Annotated in this window: 17 protein-coding genes; 12 read left to right on the forward strand and 5 right to left on the reverse strand. The window is 70.3% G+C overall.

Translation table 11 applies throughout. The features are described 5' to 3' along the window. From Q8S40_RS01315 to Q8S40_RS01345, 7 genes are all read left to right on the forward strand, one after another. Positions 1–840, forward strand: an 840-nt coding sequence (locus tag Q8S40_RS01315) for a cbb3-type cytochrome c oxidase subunit I (RefSeq protein ID WP_305668988.1), incomplete at its 5' end; no start/stop codon positions are given. 6 nt (positions 841–846) lie between these two features. Then, positions 847–1782 (forward strand): heme o synthase, encoded by a 936-nt coding sequence (locus tag Q8S40_RS01320; protein ID WP_305668989.1) that lies wholly within the window; start codon positions 847–849, stop codon positions 1780–1782. Then, the gene (locus Q8S40_RS01325; protein WP_304810165.1) at positions 1779–1907 is read left to right on the forward strand and encodes a hypothetical protein; all 129 of its coding nucleotides are present in this window, start codon (positions 1779–1781) and stop codon (positions 1905–1907) included. The genes Q8S40_RS01320 and Q8S40_RS01325 overlap by 4 nt, the downstream gene beginning before the upstream one ends. A gap of 4 nt (positions 1908–1911) precedes the next feature. After that, positions 1912–2529 (forward strand): cytochrome c oxidase assembly protein, encoded by a 618-nt coding sequence (locus tag Q8S40_RS01330; RefSeq protein ID WP_305668990.1) that lies wholly within the window; start codon positions 1912–1914, stop codon positions 2527–2529. Positions 2530–2635: 106 nt separating this feature from the next. Beyond that, positions 2636–3472, forward strand: a complete 837-nt coding sequence (locus tag Q8S40_RS01335) for a cytochrome c oxidase subunit 3 (RefSeq protein ID WP_305668991.1) — start codon at positions 2636–2638, stop codon at positions 3470–3472. A gap of 90 nt (positions 3473–3562) precedes the next feature. Continuing rightward, positions 3563–4261: an SURF1 family protein gene (locus Q8S40_RS01340; RefSeq protein ID WP_305668992.1), complete on the forward strand. Its 699-nt coding sequence runs from the start codon at positions 3563–3565 to the stop codon at positions 4259–4261. Beyond that, complete coding sequence (locus tag Q8S40_RS01345; protein WP_305668993.1) at positions 4258–5739, forward strand: carboxypeptidase M32; 1482 nt, start codon at positions 4258–4260, stop codon at positions 5737–5739. The genes Q8S40_RS01340 and Q8S40_RS01345 overlap by 4 nt, the downstream gene beginning before the upstream one ends. Here the strand turns inward: Q8S40_RS01345 and Q8S40_RS01350 are convergent. Together Q8S40_RS01350 and Q8S40_RS01355 are read right to left on the reverse strand one after the other, a co-directional pair. Continuing rightward, complete coding sequence (locus Q8S40_RS01350) at positions 5724–6074, reverse strand: cytochrome c family protein (protein WP_305668994.1); 351 nt, start codon at positions 6072–6074, stop codon at positions 5724–5726. The genes Q8S40_RS01345 and Q8S40_RS01350 overlap by 16 nt on opposite strands. Further along, entirely contained in the window at positions 6071–7090 is a 1020-nt protein-coding gene (locus Q8S40_RS01355) for a hypothetical protein (RefSeq protein ID WP_305668995.1), read from the reverse strand. The genes Q8S40_RS01350 and Q8S40_RS01355 overlap by 4 nt, the downstream gene beginning before the upstream one ends. Before the next feature lie 265 nt (positions 7091–7355). On the opposite strand from Q8S40_RS01355, the gene Q8S40_RS01360 reads away from it, so the two are divergent. Continuing rightward, positions 7356–9959 carry a PAS domain-containing protein gene (locus Q8S40_RS01360; RefSeq protein ID WP_305668996.1) on the forward strand — a complete coding sequence of 868 codons (2604 nt, stop codon included), beginning with the start codon at positions 7356–7358 and terminating at the stop codon, positions 9957–9959. A 99-nt stretch (positions 9960–10058) separates the two neighbouring features. Here Q8S40_RS01360 and Q8S40_RS01365 read toward each other — a convergent pair whose 3' ends face one another. Continuing rightward, positions 10059–10859 (reverse strand): SDR family NAD(P)-dependent oxidoreductase, encoded by an 801-nt coding sequence (locus Q8S40_RS01365; protein WP_305668997.1) that lies wholly within the window; start codon positions 10857–10859, stop codon positions 10059–10061. A 95-nt stretch (positions 10860–10954) separates the two neighbouring features. Here Q8S40_RS01365 and Q8S40_RS01370 point away from each other — a divergent pair, with 95 nt between their 5' ends. Genes Q8S40_RS01370 through Q8S40_RS01385 form a run of 4 tightly spaced genes read left to right on the forward strand, consistent with a single transcriptional unit; the run spans position 10955 to position 14287 of the window. Then, on the forward strand, positions 10955–11731 hold the full coding sequence (locus Q8S40_RS01370; protein WP_305668998.1) for an IclR family transcriptional regulator: 777 nt from the start codon (positions 10955–10957) through the stop codon (positions 11729–11731). Then, a complete protein-coding gene (locus Q8S40_RS01375) occupies positions 11719–12285 on the forward strand; it encodes a carboxymuconolactone decarboxylase family protein (protein WP_304810149.1) in 567 nt (188 codons plus the stop codon). Before Q8S40_RS01370 ends, Q8S40_RS01375 begins: the two co-directional genes overlap by 13 nt. Next, positions 12282–13322 (forward strand): amidohydrolase, encoded by a 1041-nt coding sequence (locus tag Q8S40_RS01380; protein WP_305668999.1) that lies wholly within the window; start codon positions 12282–12284, stop codon positions 13320–13322. Before Q8S40_RS01375 ends, Q8S40_RS01380 begins: the two co-directional genes overlap by 4 nt. Then, positions 13319–14287, forward strand: a complete 969-nt coding sequence (locus Q8S40_RS01385; RefSeq protein WP_304810145.1) for a tripartite tricarboxylate transporter substrate binding protein — start codon at positions 13319–13321, stop codon at positions 14285–14287. The genes Q8S40_RS01380 and Q8S40_RS01385 overlap by 4 nt, the downstream gene beginning before the upstream one ends. A gap of 7 nt (positions 14288–14294) precedes the next feature. Here Q8S40_RS01385 and Q8S40_RS01390 read toward each other — a convergent pair whose 3' ends face one another. Beyond that, positions 14295–15257 (reverse strand): tripartite tricarboxylate transporter substrate binding protein, encoded by a 963-nt coding sequence (locus Q8S40_RS01390; protein WP_305669000.1) that lies wholly within the window; start codon positions 15255–15257, stop codon positions 14295–14297. A gap of 87 nt (positions 15258–15344) precedes the next feature. After that, complete coding sequence (gene mdlC / locus Q8S40_RS01395) at positions 15345–16934, reverse strand: benzoylformate decarboxylase (RefSeq protein WP_305669001.1); 1590 nt, start codon at positions 16932–16934, stop codon at positions 15345–15347. Positions 16935–17026: the final 92 nt, after the last annotated feature.

The following is a 17026-nucleotide window of genomic DNA, read 5'->3' on the forward strand; positions in this document are numbered from 1 at the left end:
TTCTGGTTCTTCGGCCACCCCGAAGTCTACATCATGATCCTGCCGGCCTTCGGCATCGTCTCCCACGTGATCTCCACCTTCAGCCGCAAGCCGATCTTCGGCTATCTCGGCATGGCCTACGCCATGGTCGCGATCGGCGTGGTGGGCTTCATCGTGTGGGCGCACCACATGTTCACCTCGGGCATCGACGTGGACACGCGGGCCTACTTCATGGCCGCGACCATGGTCATCGCGGTGCCGACCGGCATCAAGATCTTCTCCTGGATCGCCACCATGTGGGGCGGTTCGATGAAGTTCGACACGCCGATGCTGTTCGCTATCGGCTTCATCTTCCTGTTCACCATGGGCGGCGTGACGGGCGTGGTGCTGGCCAATGCCGGCCTGACGCAGATCCTGCACAACACCTACTACGTGGTGGCGCATTTCCACTACGTGCTGAGCCTGGGTGCGGTGTTCGGCATCTACTGCGGAATCTACTACTGGCTCGGCAAGATGTCCGGCCGCCAGTACCCGGAGATGCTGGGCAAGATCCATTTCTGGCTCACCTTCGTCGGCGTGAACCTGACCTTCTTCCCGATGCACTTCCTGGGCAACCAGGGCATGCCGCGCCGCTACCCGGATTATCCGGATGCCTTTACGGGCTGGAACTTCGTCGTCTCCATCGGGTCCTACATCTCGGTGGCCGCCTTCCTCATGTTCTTCTACGTGCTCTACGTGACGCTGACGCGCGGCGCGAAGGTTGCGGCGAATCCGTGGGGCGAGGGTGCGACGACGCTGGAGTGGCAGGTCAGCAGCCCGCCGCCGTTCCACTCCTTCGATGAACTTCCGCGCGTCCGGTAAGGATTGATGAGCAGCACCACGATTCCCGTCGCGGCCGGCAACACCGGCAGCGACCTGTCCGAGGTCCGCGACTGGATCGCGTTGCTGAAGCCGCGCGTGCTGACCCTGGTGGTGTTCACCGGCCTGATCGGGCTGCTGGTGGCGCCGGGGTCGATCCACCCGGTGCTGGGGCTGACGGCGGTGCTCTGCATCACCCTCGGCGCCGGTGCCGCTGGTGCGCTGAACATGTGGTATGACCGCGATATCGACGCGATCATGCGCCGCACCCAGCGGCGGCCGATCCCGGCCGGGCGCATCGCACCGAATGCGGCGCTGGGCTTCGGCATCGTGCTGTCCGTCATCTCCGTCGCCATGATGGGGCTGGCGACGAACTGGGTAGCGGCCGGCTGGCTCGCCTTCTCCATCCTGTTCTACGTGGTAATCTACACCGCCTGGCTGAAGCGCCGGACCAGCCAGAACATCGTCATCGGCGGCGCCGCCGGCGCCTTCCCGCCGATCATCGGCTGGGCCGCTGTCACAGGCGATGTCACGCTGGTGCCCTGGCTGCTGTTCACCATCGTCTTCGCCTGGACGCCGCCGCATTTCTGGGCGCTCTCGCTCTGGGCGCATGGCGACTACGCCCGCGCCGGCGTGCCGATGCTGCCGGTGGTGGAAGGCGCGCGGGAGACGCGGAAGCAGATCCTGATCTACACGGTGGTGCTGGCGGTCGCCGGCCTGACGCCGTGGTTCGTGGGCTTCGCCGGCCTGCCCTATGCCGCGGTGGCCACGCTGCTCGGCGGCGGCTTCCTGTACCATGCGATCCGCACCTTGCGGGAAGCGCAGGATGAGACCGGCCGCAGCCTGGTGCAGGATGCGGCGGCGCGGAAGACCTTCGCCTATTCGCTGATGTACCTGTTCATCCTGTTCGGCGCCCTGGCCATCGACCGACTGGTGCTCGGATGACGCCGGAGGAGAAGCTGGCTTTCGAGAAGCGGCGTCGCGGCCGCAACTGGGCGATGCTCGGCGCGCTGCTCGCGCTGGTGGTGTTGTTCTACTTCATCGCGACCGCACGTCTGATGCAGAGCTGAGGCCATGACCCCGGAACAGCGCAGCAACCTCGCCCGCCGCAACCGCCGCACCGTGCTGGCTGCCTTCACCGGCGTGGCGGGCATGGTGGGCGTGAGCTTCGCGGCCGTGCCGTTGTATGACCTGTTCTGCCGCGTCACCGGCTTCAACGGCACGCCGATGATCGGCGGCGGCGCCGCGCCCGGGGCCGGGGAGCAGGTGCTGACCATCCGCTTCAACGCCAACACGCAGCCCAATCTGCCCTGGCGCTTCCAGCCCGCGACACCCAGCATGCGGCTGCTTGTGGGGGAGGAGGGGGTGGCCTTCTACAACGCCACCAGCACCGGGGACCGGCCCTCCACCGGCATCTCCACCTACAATGTGACGCCGGAAGTGGTGGGCAAGTATTTCCACAAGACCGCCTGCTTCTGCTTCGAGGAACAGACCCTCCAGCCTGGCCAGCATGTGGACATGCCGCTGGCCTTCTGGGTGGACCCGGCGATCAGCCAGGACCCGAACACGCGGGACATCCGCACCATCACGGTCAGCTACACCTTCTTCCGCAGCCTGGCGGATGCCGAGCGGGCCGGTGCCCTGGCCAGCGCCGGCACCCATGTCGGCCGCCGGCCGGCCGCCACGCCGTGAGACGCGACGAGGCGATGGCAGGGGCTTGAAAACGCCGCCGCCATCGAGGATTGATTTCGCGCAGCCCGCCAGGATGCGCGCAGACTGAACGGATACCAGGACGACCATGGCAACCGAATCCGGCCACCCGACCTACAAGCACCCCTACCATCTGGTGGACCCGTCGCCCTGGCCGCTGCTTGGCGCCCTGGCCGGCGGCGTGATGATGTTCGGCATCGTCATGATCGCGCATTACGGCAGCTGGTGGGCCTTCGGCCTCGGCACCGTGGGCGTGCTGGCGACCATGTTCTTCTGGTGGCGCGACATCCTGAAGGAAAGCGCGACCGCCGGTCTGCATTCCCCGGTGGTGCGCCTCGGCCTGCGCTACGGCATGATCCTGTTCATCGCCTCGGAGGTGATGTTCTTCGTCGCCTTCTTCTGGGCCTATTTCCACTTCGCGCTGTTCCCGGACCATGTCGCGGGCTCCGCCGCCGCCACCGCGGTCTGGCCGCCGGCCGGCACGCTGACCTTCGACCCCTTCGGCCTGCCGCTGCTCAACACCCTGATCCTGCTGCTGTCCGGCACCACGGTGACCTGGGCGCACCACGCGTTGCTGCAGAATGACCGCAAGGGGCTGATCACCGGCCTGGCGCTGACGGTGTTCCTCGGGGCGTTCTTCACCTTCTTCCAGGTGGTGGAATACATGGAGGCGCCGTTCGCCTTCACCGGCGGCGTCTATCCCTCCATCTTCTTCCTCGCCACCGGCTTCCACGGCTTCCATGTGATCGTCGGCACCATCTTCCTGGCCGTCTGCCTGGTGCGCGCGGTGCGCGGCACCATCACGCCGCAGAAGCATTTCGGCTTCGAGGCGGCGGCCTGGTACTGGCATTTCGTGGACGTGGTCTGGCTGTTCCTGTTCGTCACCATCTACTGGTGGGGCGCCGGCGAGATCATGCCGCACTGAGCGGCCCCCGGATGTTCCACGCAACGACCCCGTCCGCCTCGGCGGGCGGGGTCGCGCCATTTTTGGGCCAATGCAATGGATAGGGCCGGCATGACCGGAGGCCCGACCTGGCGCCGGTTGCTGGTGCCCGTGCTGGTGATCCTGCCGGTGCTGGCCGTGCTGGTGGCACTCGGCACCTGGCAGGTGCAGCGGATGGGCTGGAAGACCCAGCTGCTGGCCGAGATCGCCGCCGCCGAGGCGAGCCCCGCCATGCCCATCCCCGCCAACCCGCAACCCTGGACCAAGGTCGCCGTCACCGGCCGCCTGGACCATGGGCGGGAGGCGCTGCTGGGGCTGGAGGTGCGTGGGCCCGTGCTCGGCACCCACCTGCTGGTGCCGCTGCTGCGGGAGGATGCGCCGCCGATCCTGGTGGATCGCGGCTGGGTGCCGCTGGAAAGCCGCCTCCCGATCGCCCGGCCGGAGGGGCTGGTGACGCTGGAGGGCTATGTGCGCCCCGGCGAATCCGCCGGCCTGTTCGCCGCGACGGATGATACCGCCGGCCGGCGCTTCTACAGCTTCGTGCCGGAGGCCATCGGCGCCGCGCTGGGGCTGGAACGGGTGGCACCCTATGGGCTGGTGGTGCTCGGCGCGGCGAATGGCCCGCCTGGGGCGCTACCAGACCCGGCGCGCAGCCTGCCGCGCCCGACCAACAGCCATCTCGGCTATGTCATCACCTGGTATGGGCTGGCGCTGTCCCTGCTCGGCGTCTTCGCCGTCTGGGCCCGCCGCCGCCTGAAGGACCCCGCATGACCGCCTATCAGCGCCTGACCGCCCGCTTCGCCCGCCTCGGCGCCCTGGGGGAGGCGGCGGGGATGCTGCATTGGGATGCCAGCGCCATGATGCCGCCGGGCGGTGGCGTGGCGCGGGGTGAACAACTCGCGGCACTCGCCGGGCTGCGGCATGAGCTGCTGGTCTCGCCGGAGGTATCGCTCGACCTCGGCGAGGCGACCGCCCCCGATGCCTGGGGACAGGCCAATCTGGAGCTGATGCGCCACGCCCATCTGCGCGCCACGGCGCTGCCGACCGCGCTGGTGGAGGCGGTGGAGCGGGCCAATTCGGCCTGCGAGAAGGTCTGGCGCCAGGCCAAGGCCGCCGCCGATTTCGACCTGGTTCGCCCCTACCTGACCGAAGTGGTGCGCCTGCAGCGGGAAGTGGCGCAGGGGCTGGGGGAGGCGCTGGGCATGGCGCCCTATGATGCGCTGATGGATGGCTACCAGCGCGGTGTCACCGCGGCGGATGTGGACCCGGTCTTCGCGGCCTATGAATCCTGGCTGGCCGAGGCGCTGCCGCGGGCGGAGGCGATCCAGGCCGCGCGTGGCCCTGCCTTGCCACTGCCCGGCCCCTTCCCGGTGGCCGCCCAGCGCGATCTGTGCCGCGCCATGGCGCAGGCGGTGGGGCTGGATTTCAACCATGCGCGGCTGGATGAAAGCCTGCACCCCTTCTGCGGCGGCACCCCCACCGATGTCCGCATCACCACCTTCTATGACGAGGCCAATGTCGCCAAGGCGCTGCTCGGCGTGCTGCATGAGACCGGCCACGCCATGTATGAGCGCGGCCTGCCGGAGGCCTTCGCCCGGCAGCCGGTGGGCGAGGCGGCGGGGATGGCGGCGCATGAATCGCAATCCCTGATCGTCGAGATGCAGGCCTGCCGCTCAGATGCTTTTTTGCAATTTCTCGGCGCGCGATTGCAGACCGCCTTCGGTGGTGATCCAGCCCCCTATGCGGCGGCAAATCTCGCGAAACTCTGGCGCCGGGTGGAGCGGGGGTTCATTCGCGTCGATGCGGATGAAATGACCTACCCCGCCCATGTCATCCTGCGCTTCCGCCTGGAACGCGCGCTGATCGAGGGAAGCCTGGAGGTGGCGGAACTGCCGCAGGCCTGGAATGAGGGCCTCGCCAGGTCGCTGGGCATCACCCCGCCGCATGATGCGCTGGGCTGCCTGCAGGACATCCACTGGCATGACGGCGCCTTCGGCTACTTCCCCAGCTACACGCTGGGCGCCATGGCCGCCGCGCAGCTGATGGCGGCGCTGCGCCGGGCGGAACCGGATCTGGATGCCCAGCTCGCCCGCGGCGACATGGCGCCGATGATGGCCTGGCTGCAGGACAAGGTGCATGGCCAGGGCGCTCGCCTCGGCTTCCAGGACCTGCTGCGGGCTGCCACCGGCAAGGCGCTGGACCCCGCTGACTTCACCGCGCATCTGACGGCGCGCTACCTGACCGACTGAAGGTAGTCCGCCACCGCCGCACGCTCCGCCGCCTGCGGCAGGCTGTTCGCGCCCATCCAGGTGCCGGGGAACATTTCCTCCGGATCGACCAGGAAGCGCAGCAGCCGGTCGCGGTCCCAGGCCGCGCCGGCCTGTTCCAGCGCGGGGGAGTAGCCGAAGGCGGGGTCGCCGCCGATGCGCCGCCCCATCACGCCGGCCAGGTTCGGCCCGGCCTGTTCCGGGGCGCCGCGTTCCACGGCGTGGCAACTGGCGCAGTGGTTCTCGAACACCGCCTGCCCCTGCTGCGCCAGCGCCAACCCCGGCAGCGCCAGCAGCAGCAGAACGCCACGGATCACAGGCCGTATTCGATCCGGACGATGCGGTCCGTGCCGCTCTCACCGCCCCAGGCCTCGCCCGCCACGCCGTCCATCTGGCGCACATTGGCGCCGGGCCGGTTCGAGGGGAAGGACAGGAAGCTCTCATCCGCCGGGTCGAAGCGGACGATGGCGTTGGCCGGGAAGTCGGTCAGCCAGACCTTGTCCGAGGGGTCCACATAGACCGAATAGGCGCGCGGCCGCTCACCCGGCAGGCGCCAGGCCTTCCAGGACCCGTCGCGCGGGTCGTGGACGGAAACGTTGCCGCTGTTCCACTCACTGATCCACAGCCGGCCCGCACTGTCGGTCCAGACCCGGCGGGCGCCCTGGTTCGGCGTCGGCGGCTCGACGATCCGCACCCGGGCGGTGTCCAGATCCTCGATCTGCGCCAGGTGGTTGCCGGCCAGCGAGACGTACCAGATGGTGCCCTGGGGCGTGCGGGTGATGCCATAGGCGCCGCGGCCGCGCGGGGCCTCCCACACATCCAGCTGCTCGGAGGCGGGCTTGAAGCGGCCATAGATGCCGTTCTGGCCGGTGAACCAGTAGGTGCCGTGGCTGTCGAAGACGCCGGTGTTGAGGTTGCCGTTGGCGAAGCGGTCCGGCAGTTTCCAGACCTGCACGCGGTGGTCCTTCGGATCGACGCGGGCGATGGCGTTCTGCCCGCCCTCCGTCACCCAGGCGGCGCCATCCGGGCCGGTGATGACACCATGCGGCCGGGCGCCCGGGCCGAGCTTCACCTCATGGATCGACCCGTCGCGCGGGTTCAGCCGGTTCAGCGTGCCGTTGCGCTGGCCGCAGAACCAGAAGGTCCCATCGCCGGCGGCGGTGATGTCGCGCGAGCCGACGCGCTCCGTCGATCCGGGTTGCCTGGCGTCGAACCAGGTCACCCGGTAGCCGGGCGGTGGGCTTGGCGTGGCGGCGGCGCCGGGCTGGGTCTTCAGCAGAGCAGGGGCGGCGAGGGCCGCTCCGGTCAGGGTCAACAGATCGCGGCGGCGCATCGCATCCTCCCTATCGTGCTGTCTCGGATCGTCTGGCCGATCAACTGGCCCGGTTCAACCTGGCCCGGTACAACCTGGCCCGGCTCAACTGGCCGCTTTCGCACCGGTAGCTTCGCCCGGCATCTTGTGCGGCGGCCCCAGGCCTGCAAGCTGAGACAACCCGGAAGACCACGCGCATGTCCCAAGGGTTGCACTCGGCCAAGTTGCGGCGGGCTGATATAGTGCTGTGATGGACGCCAAAAGTCATCCACAGCAGGCTCCCGCCGTGCCTGAACTGGGATCGAAGCGCAAAGGATATTGGCCGCGCATTCCGGCACTACGGCTGCGCGGACATCTAGTTCTTCTGGTGCTGGCGGTGTTGCTGCCGGCGCTGGCCTTCGGCGCGGCGGCCTCCTGGGACGCGCTGCGCAGCCGCAATGCCGCGGCCGAGGCGCGACTGATCGATACCGCGCAGGCGATGTCTGCGGCGATCGATGCCCATATCGCCGGGCATATCGCCGCCCTGACCGTGCTCGCCGCCTTCCCGCAGGTGGATGAAGCGGCCTTCGCCGACCTGGCCCGCAACACCGGCGTCGCTTTCGGGGGCTGGGTCGTGGTCATGGACCGGGATGGGCGCCCGCTGCTGAACACGCATCCGCGCGCCGGGCCGCTGCCAGGCCCCGGCGGCGCCCTGGGGCCGGGCGGTGGCGGCAGGTGGGTGGAGCAGGTCTTCACGACCGGCCGCCCGGTGGTCTCGGACCTCGCGACCGGTCGCGCCTCGGGCGAAACGGTCGCCTTCGTCTTCGCGCCGATGCTGCGCGATGGCGCGGTATGGCGCGTGGTGGGCATGCCGCTGATGCCGGCGCGCCTGTCCGCCCTGCTGGCGCAGCGCGAGGTATCCGGGCCCGGCGCGGCCGCGCTGACCGATGCCGGCGGCACCATGGTGGGGCATTCCCATGCCGCTGACCGGCTGGTGGGCCAGGTCCGGCCGCCGCGGCCGGAGGATGCCGAGCTTGGCCGAACCGGCATCCTGCGTGGCCGCAGCCTGCTGGACGGCGCGCCGCTCCGCACCGCCTTCCGCCGGCTGGGCAATGCGCCTGGCTGGATGGTCTGGGTAAATGAGCCGGAATCCGCCTTCGCCGCCAGCCGCCGCGGGCCGATGCTGGCGCTGGCCGGTGGCGGGGCCCTGGCGCTGGTCATCGGGCTGGCTTTCGCCACCGCCCTGACCCGCCGCCTGCTGCGCCCGGTGGAGGCGCTTGTGGCGCATGCCGAGGCCGTGGCCGCCGGCCAGGTGCTGTCCTCCTCCGGCGTGGCCCCCGCCAAGGTGCCGGAATTCGAACGCCTGCGCCTGGCCGTGGCCGCGGCGGAGTCCGCGCTGCGCGAACGGGGCGAGGAATTGCAGCGGGTGCAGCGGATCGGTCGCGTCGGCGGCTTCATGATCGATTTCCGCACCGGCGAAAGCCGGCGCTCCGCTGAATATCTCGACCTGCATGGCAGCGCGGCGGAGGCCGAGTACACCCACGAGAGCTGGATTCGGGAATTGCACCCGGAGGACCGGGATCGCGCCGAGGCGCATTTCCTGCATGCCATCGCCAGCGGCGCGACCGCCACCAGCTACGCGCAGGATTACCGCGTGGTGACGCAGGCCGGCACGCGCTGGATCTCCGCCCGCGCCCAGGTGGAGCGTGATGCGGAGGGCCGCGCCATCCGGATGATTGGCGCACATGTCGATGTCACCGCGCTCAAACTCGCGGAACAGGCGCTGCGCGACAGCGAGGAACGCCTGCGCCTGGCGCTGGAGGCGGCGGAACTCGGGGCGTGGGAGGTGGATCTCCGGCACGGCCGCGCCACGCGGACGGAGCGCACGCTGGAGATCTTCGGCTTCGGGTCCGAGGAGCAGTTCGGCGCCTTCCCCTCCTGGCGCGACCGCATCCACCCGGAGGATCGCAGCCGGCTGGATGAGGCGGTGGAGCGGGTGCGGAGCGGGGCGGCGGAACGCTACCTGGTGCAGTATCGCTTCCAGCGGCCGGATGGGCAGTGGCGCTGGGTGGAAAGCCACGGTCGCGCGGTGGAGCGGGATGCCACCACCGGCACCGCCCTGCGGCTGATCGGCACGACGCAGGACGTGACGGCGCGGCGGGAGGCGCAGGAACGCCAGGCGCTGCTGTCGCGGGAGCTGGACCACCGGGCGAAGAACGCGCTGGCCGTGGTGCAGGCGGCGCTGCGGCTGACACCACGCCACGATGCGGCCGCCTTCGCCACCGCCATCGAGGGCCGGGTGATGGCGCTGTCCCGCGCGCACACGCTGCTGGCCGCGGCGCATTGGACGGGGGCGGAGCTGCATTCCGTGCTGCAGGGGGAGGTGGCGGCCTTTCTCACCCCCTCCGGCCCGGCTGCCACCTTCGAAGGTCCCACCCTGGCGCTGGCCCCGGCCGCGGTGCAGGCGCTGTCCATGGCCTTCCACGAATTGGCGACCAACGCGGCGAAATACGGCGCGCTTTCGCAGCCGGCGGGGCGTGTGGCGGTGGATTGGGCGGTGGTGGAGGAAGCCGGGGTGCCCCGGCTGCATCTGCGCTGGGCGGAAACGGGCGGGCCGGCGCCTTGCGGGCTGGAAACCGGCGGGCTGGAGACTGGCGGGCCGGAGATCGGCGGGCCGGAGACTGGCGGGATGGAGACTGGCAGCCTGGAGATCGGCGGCCCGGAGACTGGCGGGATGGAGGCTGGCCGGCTCGAGATCGGCGGCACGCCGACGCATCGCGGCTTCGGCTCAACGCTCATCGAGGCGACGGTGGTGCGGCAGCTTGGCGGCCGGCTGACGGTGGAATGGCGGAGGGAGGGGCTGCTCTGGCAGGCCTGGCTGCCGCTCAACCGCGTCCAGGCCGCGGGCTGATTGCAGATCCCGTCGATCGTGGCCGATCCGCACCCCGTGCGTGCAGCACGCCTGACACCCGCCGCAGGTTCCGACCAATGCGCCGTGGACTGAACCGCCTCAGCCGCAGCGCACGGACATGCCGCCATCCACCACCAGCTCCGTCCCGGTGATGAAGCGCGCTTCCTCGGAGGCCAGGAACAGCACGGCATTGGCGGTGTCCCGGCCATCGCCGGCAAAGCCGAGCGGGATGCGCGACAGGCGCTGCTTGATCAACGCATCCACATCGCCGCCGGCGCGCTGGCCGGCAAGCCGCACCTCCACCATCGGCGTGTGCATCTGCCCCGGCACCACGGTGTTCGCGCGGATGCCCTTGGTGGCGTACTGGATGGCGACGACGCGGGAGAACTGGATGACGCCGGCCTTCGACGCCGCATAGGCCACCTGCGCCGCACCCGTCCAGCGGATGCCGCTGGTGGAGGCGAGGTTGACGATGGCGCCGCCGCCGGCCGCCTCCATCACCGGAATCACATGCTTGCAGGTCAGGAACACGCTTTTCAGATTGTGGTCGATCTGCGCGTCCCACACCTCCTCCGCCATTTCCACCGGGCCGCCGGCGGCGGAACCGCCGACATTGTTCACCAGGATGTCGATGCGGCCGTGTTCCGCGACGATGCCGGCGACAAGCTGCGCGATGGCGGCGCTGTCCGTCACGTTGCAGACGGCGGCGTGGAAGATGCCCTGCACCTCCGCCACGCGTTGCGCGGTTTCATCCATCGCGGCCATGTCGCGGTCCACGCCGATGACGGTGGCGCCTTCGCGCGCGAAGCCGACCGCGATGCCGCGGCCATTGCCCCAGCCGGTGCCGACGGACCCCGCGCCGGTGACGAGGACGATCTTGCCGGCGAAGCGTGCGGACATGCGGGGGCCTCCTTCATGGACACCCGGCGATAGCGGGCTTCTCCACCAGGTGCAACATACTTCCAACCAGCGGAAAGACTTGCTAGGCTTCCGGCGTGAGGAAACCCAAGGACCTGCCCACGCCCCCCCGGCGTGTGCCCGAGATCACGCCCGAGGCATTGGGTGCCGAAGGCAATGTGCGCGCGGTGGACCGCGCCCTGGCGCTGCTCGACGCATTCCGGGAGGAAGACGGGCCGCTGCCGCTGGCGGACCTCGCCCGGCGCAGCGGGCTGCATCTGACCACCGCGCTCCGGCTGCTCGGCACGCTGGAAAGCCATGGCTTCGTCACCCGCCTGCCGGCCGGCGGCTATGTGCTGGGCGCGACCTTGCTGCTGCTCGGCGAACGCTTCCGGCGCAGCCTGCGCCTCGATGACCATGTGCGCCCGGCGCTGGAACGGCTGCGCGCCGAAAGCGGCGAAAGCGCCACCTTCTTCGTCCGCGACGGCGATCGCCGCCGTTGCCTGTTCCGGCTGGAAAGCCCGCATCCGGTGCGCGACTTCGCCAGGGTGGGGGAGATGCAGCCGCTCGGCATCGGTGCGCATGGCCGCGCGCTGCTGGCGCTGGACCCGCCACAAGCGGACCGGCCGCGCCTGCCCATCATCAGCCGCGGGGAGCGGCTGCAGGATGTTGCCGCCATCGCCGCGCCGGTGCTTGCGGCAGATGGCATGGTGGCGGGCTCCATCGGCCTCACCCTGCCGCTGTACCGCTTCGATGCCGCCGCCGAACGGCTGTGCACGACGCTTGTGATGCGAGAGGCGCTGGCGGTGACCGCCGCGCTGGGTGGCACCCCCGCGCCGATCGCCGCTTTGGGAGATTCTGCATGGCACGACTGACCCTGCCCGAGCCTGCCGACCGCACGCCGGAACAGGCGGAAGCCTGCGCCGAGGCTGCCTCCGGCATCCGTGGTCGCGTGCCGGCGCCGATGATCGCCTGGATCCGCAACCCGGAACTGGCGCGCCGCGCGCAGAAGCTGGGCGAGCTGCTGCGCTACCAGACCACGCTGGAGCCGAAGCTGAGCGAGCTCGCCATCCTGGTCACCGCGCGGCACTGGACCTCGCATTACGAATGGACCGTTCACAAGCGCGAGGGGCTGAAGGCCGGCATGGACCCGGAGGTGGTCGCCGCCATCGCCGCCCGGCGCGAACCCGCGCTGGCCGATGACCGGGAACGCGCGGTGTATGACGTGGCGCGCACGCTGATCGGCACCGCGCGGCTGCCGCAGGCGCTGCATGACCATGGCACCGCGGTGCTCGGCGAGCGCGGCATGGTCGAGCTGGTGGCGCTGCTGGGCTACTACTCGATGGTCGCGCTGACGCTGAACGCCTTCGAGATCGGGCTGCCCGAGGCGCATGCCCCAGAACTGGATAGCTGGGAGGCGCGAGCATGAGCACCCATTACCTGCCGGTGCGCGAGGATTGGCTGGCCTCGACAGCCGAGGAAATCCTCGATCCCGGCCAGATGATCGTCGATCCGCACCATCATCTGTGGGACCGGCCCGGCTGGCGCTATCTGCTGGATGAGATGCTGGCCGATATCCGCGGCGGCCACGATGTGCGCGCCACCGTCTTCGTGCAGGCGCGCGCCATGCACCGCGCGGGCGGCCCGGTGGAAATGCAGCCGGTGGGAGAGACGGAATTCGCCAATGGTGTCGCCGCCATGTGCGCCAGCGGCGGCTATGGCGATGTGCGGGTCTGCGCCGGCATCGTGGGTTTCGCGGATCTTCGCCTCGGCGATGCCGTGCGCCCGGTGCTGGAGGCGCATCTGCGCGCCGGCGGGGACCGTTTCCGCGGCATCCGCCACATCGCCACCTGGGATTTCGAGCCGGAACTGCTCAACCCCGCCTACACCCCGGCCGAGGACATGCTGGACAGCGCGGGCTTCCGCGCCGGCTTCGCGCATCTGGCCCCGCTCGGCCTGAGCTACGACGCCTGGCTGTATTTCCACCAGATCCCGCGCCTGACGGCGCTGGCCCGCGCCTTCCCGGGCACGCCGATCGTGCTCGACCATTGCGGCGGCATCCTGGGGATTGGCCGTTTCGCCGGGAAGCGGGAGGAGGTGTTCGCGGACTGGTCGCGCCATATGCGCGACCTCGCCACCTGCCCGAACGTCATGGTCAAGCTCGGCGGCCTCGGCATGCGGCTGCCGGGCTTCGGGCTGGAGCAGGGTGCCGCTGCGCCGTCCTCCGCCCAGCTGGCCGAGGCCTGGCGGCCCTGGATGGAGGCCTGCATCGAAATCTTCGGCACCAGCCGCTGCATGTTCGAAAGCAACTTCCCCGTCGACAAGGGTGGCTACGGCTACGTCGCCGGCTGGAACGCCTTCAAGCGCCTGGCCCAGGGCGCCAGCGCGGCCGAGAAGGCCGACCTGTTCTGGCGCAGCGCCACCCGTTTCTACCGCCTGCCATTCAACGAAGGAGGAAACACATGATCCGACGCCTCGCCCTTGGCGCGCTGCTCGGCGCGCTCACTGTACTGCCTGCCATGGCGCAGCCCGCCTGGCCGGACCGTCCGATCCGCCTCATCGTGCCCTTCGGCGCCGGCGGCCCGAGCGACATCGTCGCCCGCCTGCTGGTGCCGCATATCTCGGCCACGCTTGGCCAGCCCGTGGTGGTGGACAACCGCGCCGGCGCCGGTGGCGTCACGGGCGTCGACATGATCGCGCGCGCCCCGGCCGATGGCTACGTCTTCGGCATGGGCAGCGCCGGCGGCCTGGCGATCTCGCCCGGCCTGGATCGCGGCACGCCCTACAACCCGCTGACGGATCTGGCGCCGATCACCCTCGGCGTGCTGGTGCCGGAGCCGCTGGTGGTGCCGGCGGCGAGCAACTTCCGCACCATCCAGGAACTGATCGCGGGCGCCAAGGCGCGGCCGGGCGCGCTGAATTTCGGCTCCACCGGGTCGGGCAGCATGCCGCATCTGGCCGCGGAACAGCTGCGCGCCGCGGCGGGCATCGACATCGTCCACATCTCCTACCGCTCCGGCGGCGCGCTTTCGCTCGCGATCCTGAGCAATGAGGTGCAGCTCGGCTTCGCCGACCTGCCGGTGCTGCTGGGCCATATCCGCGGTGGCACGATGCGGGCGCTGGCGGTGGGCACGGCGGAGCGCCTGTCCTGGATTCCGGATGTGCCGACGATGCGCGAAGTGGGCCTGCCCGGTGTGGATGCCAGCAACTGGCACGGCTTCGTCGCGCCGGCCCGCACGCCGGAGCCGATTCTGGTGGCGTTGCACCGCGCCGTGGCCGGCGCGTTGAACGATGCCGAAATCCGCCGCCAGCTCGATGCGCAGGGCGCCATTCCGGGCGGCAACAGCCGTGCCGAATTCGGCGCCTTCATGCGGAGCGAGCTGGAGAAGTGGAGCGCGGTGATCAAGGCCAACAACATCACCGCCGACTGAGGCAAGGCTACTCCGCGCGGATATTCGCCGCGCGGATCACCGGCGCCAGCACCGCCTTCTCCCGCGCGATCAGCGCGGCGAAATCGGCGGGGCTGCCGCCGCCCAGGATGGCGCCCTGCTGCGCCAGCCTGCCGCCGATGGCAGGCTCCCGCAGCGCCTCGCTCACCGCCGCGGCCAGGCGCTGCACGATGGCATCATCCGTGCCCGCCGGGGCCACCAGGCCGAAGGCGGTGCCGAAGGTGAAGTCGATGCCCTGCTCCGCCATGGTCGGCAGATCCGGCAACTGGGCCAGCCGCGCGGCGGTGGCGGCCGCCAGGGGGCGAACCTGGCCGCCGGTAATCTGGCCCAGGATGTTCGGCAGGTTGTCGATGATCAGGTCGATCTGCCCGCCGACGAGATCCGTGATGGCTGCCGCCGCGCCGCGATAGGGGATGTGCTGGATATCGGTGCCGGTGGTCTGCTTGAACAGCTCCAGCGCCAGATGCAGGCTGGTGCCGGGCCCGGCGGACCCGCCGGTCAGCGTGCCGGGCGCCGCCTTCGCCGCGGCGACGAGCGACGCCACATCCCGCCACGGCCGCTGCGGCCCGACGCAGAGCACCTTGGGCGTACTGATCAGCAGCACGATGGGGGCGAAGGCGGTCTGCGTGTCGAAGGGCATGGTCCGGTAGATGTACTGGTTCACCGCCACCGGCCCGAGCGAGCTGGCCAGCAGCGTGTGGCCATCCGGCGCCGATTTCGCGACCGCATCCGCACCGATATTGCCGCCGGCACCGGCCCGGTTCTCCACCACGAAGGGCTGGCCGAAACGCTCGCTCAGGCGCGGCGACAGGGCGCGCGCCAGCGTGTCCACCAGCCCGCCGGGCGGGAAGGGCACGACGATGCGGACGGGGCGGCTGGGCCAGCCTTGGCCAAGGGCCGGCGTGGCGAGCAGCGTGGCGGCGGCGAGGGTGGCGCGGCGGGTGATGGGCATGGGCGTGATCTCTCCCTGGCGTTCCCGGCCCGTTGTGAGGCGGCTTGCGACTGCGGGGCCGACCCGCAGGTCACCGCAAGTAAACCCCTAGGCCTTGTGGTACAGCGTGGGGATCGCCGCATCGACGACGACCTCCACCAGCATCGGTCCTTCCGCATGGCAGGCTTCGCGCAGCGCGGAATCCAGCGCATCGGGGTGGGTGACGCGGATGGCCGGGCAGCCCATGCCCTCCGCGATGCGCACGAAATCGAGGCCGGGCAGGTCGATGCCGGGAATGTCGCGCACCTGCATCGCCTGGCCGATGGAGCGCATGGCGCCGTAGCCGCCATTGTTGATGACCACCGTCGTGACCTTCAGCCCGTGCTGCACCGCGGTCCACAGCGCCTGCGGCGAATACATCATGGACCCGTCGCCGATCAGGCAGACTACGCGCTGGTCCGGCTTCGCCAGCGCCACGCCGATCGCGGCCGGCAGGCTGTAGCCAAGCCCGCCGCTCGCCATGGTGAAGAAACTGCCCCAGCGCGTGCGCGGCATCTGCGCCTGCATGGCGGGACGATGCGACGGCGCCTCCTCCACCAGGATCGCATTTTCGGGAATTGCCAGCTGCAGGCGGTGCAGTAGCCACGCGGCGGGAATCGGATCGGCGGGCAGGGGTGGCGGGGCGGCGATGCGCGGCGCGGGCGGCGTGCGGTGCATCTCCGGCAGCGCGGCGTGCAGCGCCGGGATGGCAAAGCGCAGGCTGCCCAGGATGCTGGTGCCGGCGGGGGCGCTGGCGGCGGTCTCGCCATCTGCCGTCAGGTGGAAGATCGGCACGCCGCCGCGGAAGATCGCGGCCTCGCCCGCCACATGGAAGGTGAAGACCGGCGCGCCCACCACCAGCACGCAATCGAAGGGCGCCAGCGCGTCGGAGACGGCCTGCGGTGCGGCGGCGAGGAAGCCGGCGAACAGCGGATGATCCTCGGGGAAGGCGATGCGGCTGGCGAAGGGGCTGGTCAGCACCGGTGCGCCGATCGCCTCCGCCAGCGCCACGAAAGCCTCGCCCATACCCTCCTGGTCTACCTCCGGCCCTGCCACCAGCACCGGCTTTCGGGACGCGGCCAGCGCCTGCGCGGCCTGGACGATCAGTGCGGGGTCGGGCGCCACATCGGCGGACAGGATGCGCGGCATGGGCGCCTCGCAGAGCCGGGCCCAGTCATCGGCCGGGATCGAGACGAAGCACGGCCCGCAGGGACGGCGCTGCGCGATGCGGAACGCCTGGGCAATGGCGGCGGGCACATCTTCGGCCCGCGCCGGCTCGATGCTGAACTTCACATAGGGTTTCGGAAAGTTCGCCGCTTCCGTTGCGCCCAGGAAGGGCTGGTTCGGCAGCAGCGCACGCACCTGCTGGCCGGCGGTGATCACCAGCGGCGCCTGGTTGCGCTGTGCGGTGAAGATGTTGCCCAGCGCATGGCCGACGCCGGCGGCGGAATGCAGGTTGACGAAGGCCGCCTGGCCGCTGGCGCGGGCAAAGCCATCCGCCATCCCCACCACGCAGGATTCCTGCAGCCCCAGCACGTAGCGGAAATCACCCGGGAAACGGTCGAGGAAGGGCATCTCGGTGGAGCCGGGATTGCCGAAGATGGTGGTGATGCCGAGCGACCGCAGCAGATCCAGCGTTGCCTGGCGCACCGTCGGCATGAACTGTCCCTGCTTCCCGGGGTTTCCTCGGCATTGAGCATAGGTGGCGCGCGACCGGCGCCGCAAGCCGGCTCGGCAGGCCAGGGGAGAAT

Origin of the sequence: Falsiroseomonas sp. (assembly GCF_030695085.1) — a bacterium.
Classification (GTDB): Bacteria; Pseudomonadota; Alphaproteobacteria; order Acetobacterales; family Acetobacteraceae; genus Falsiroseomonas.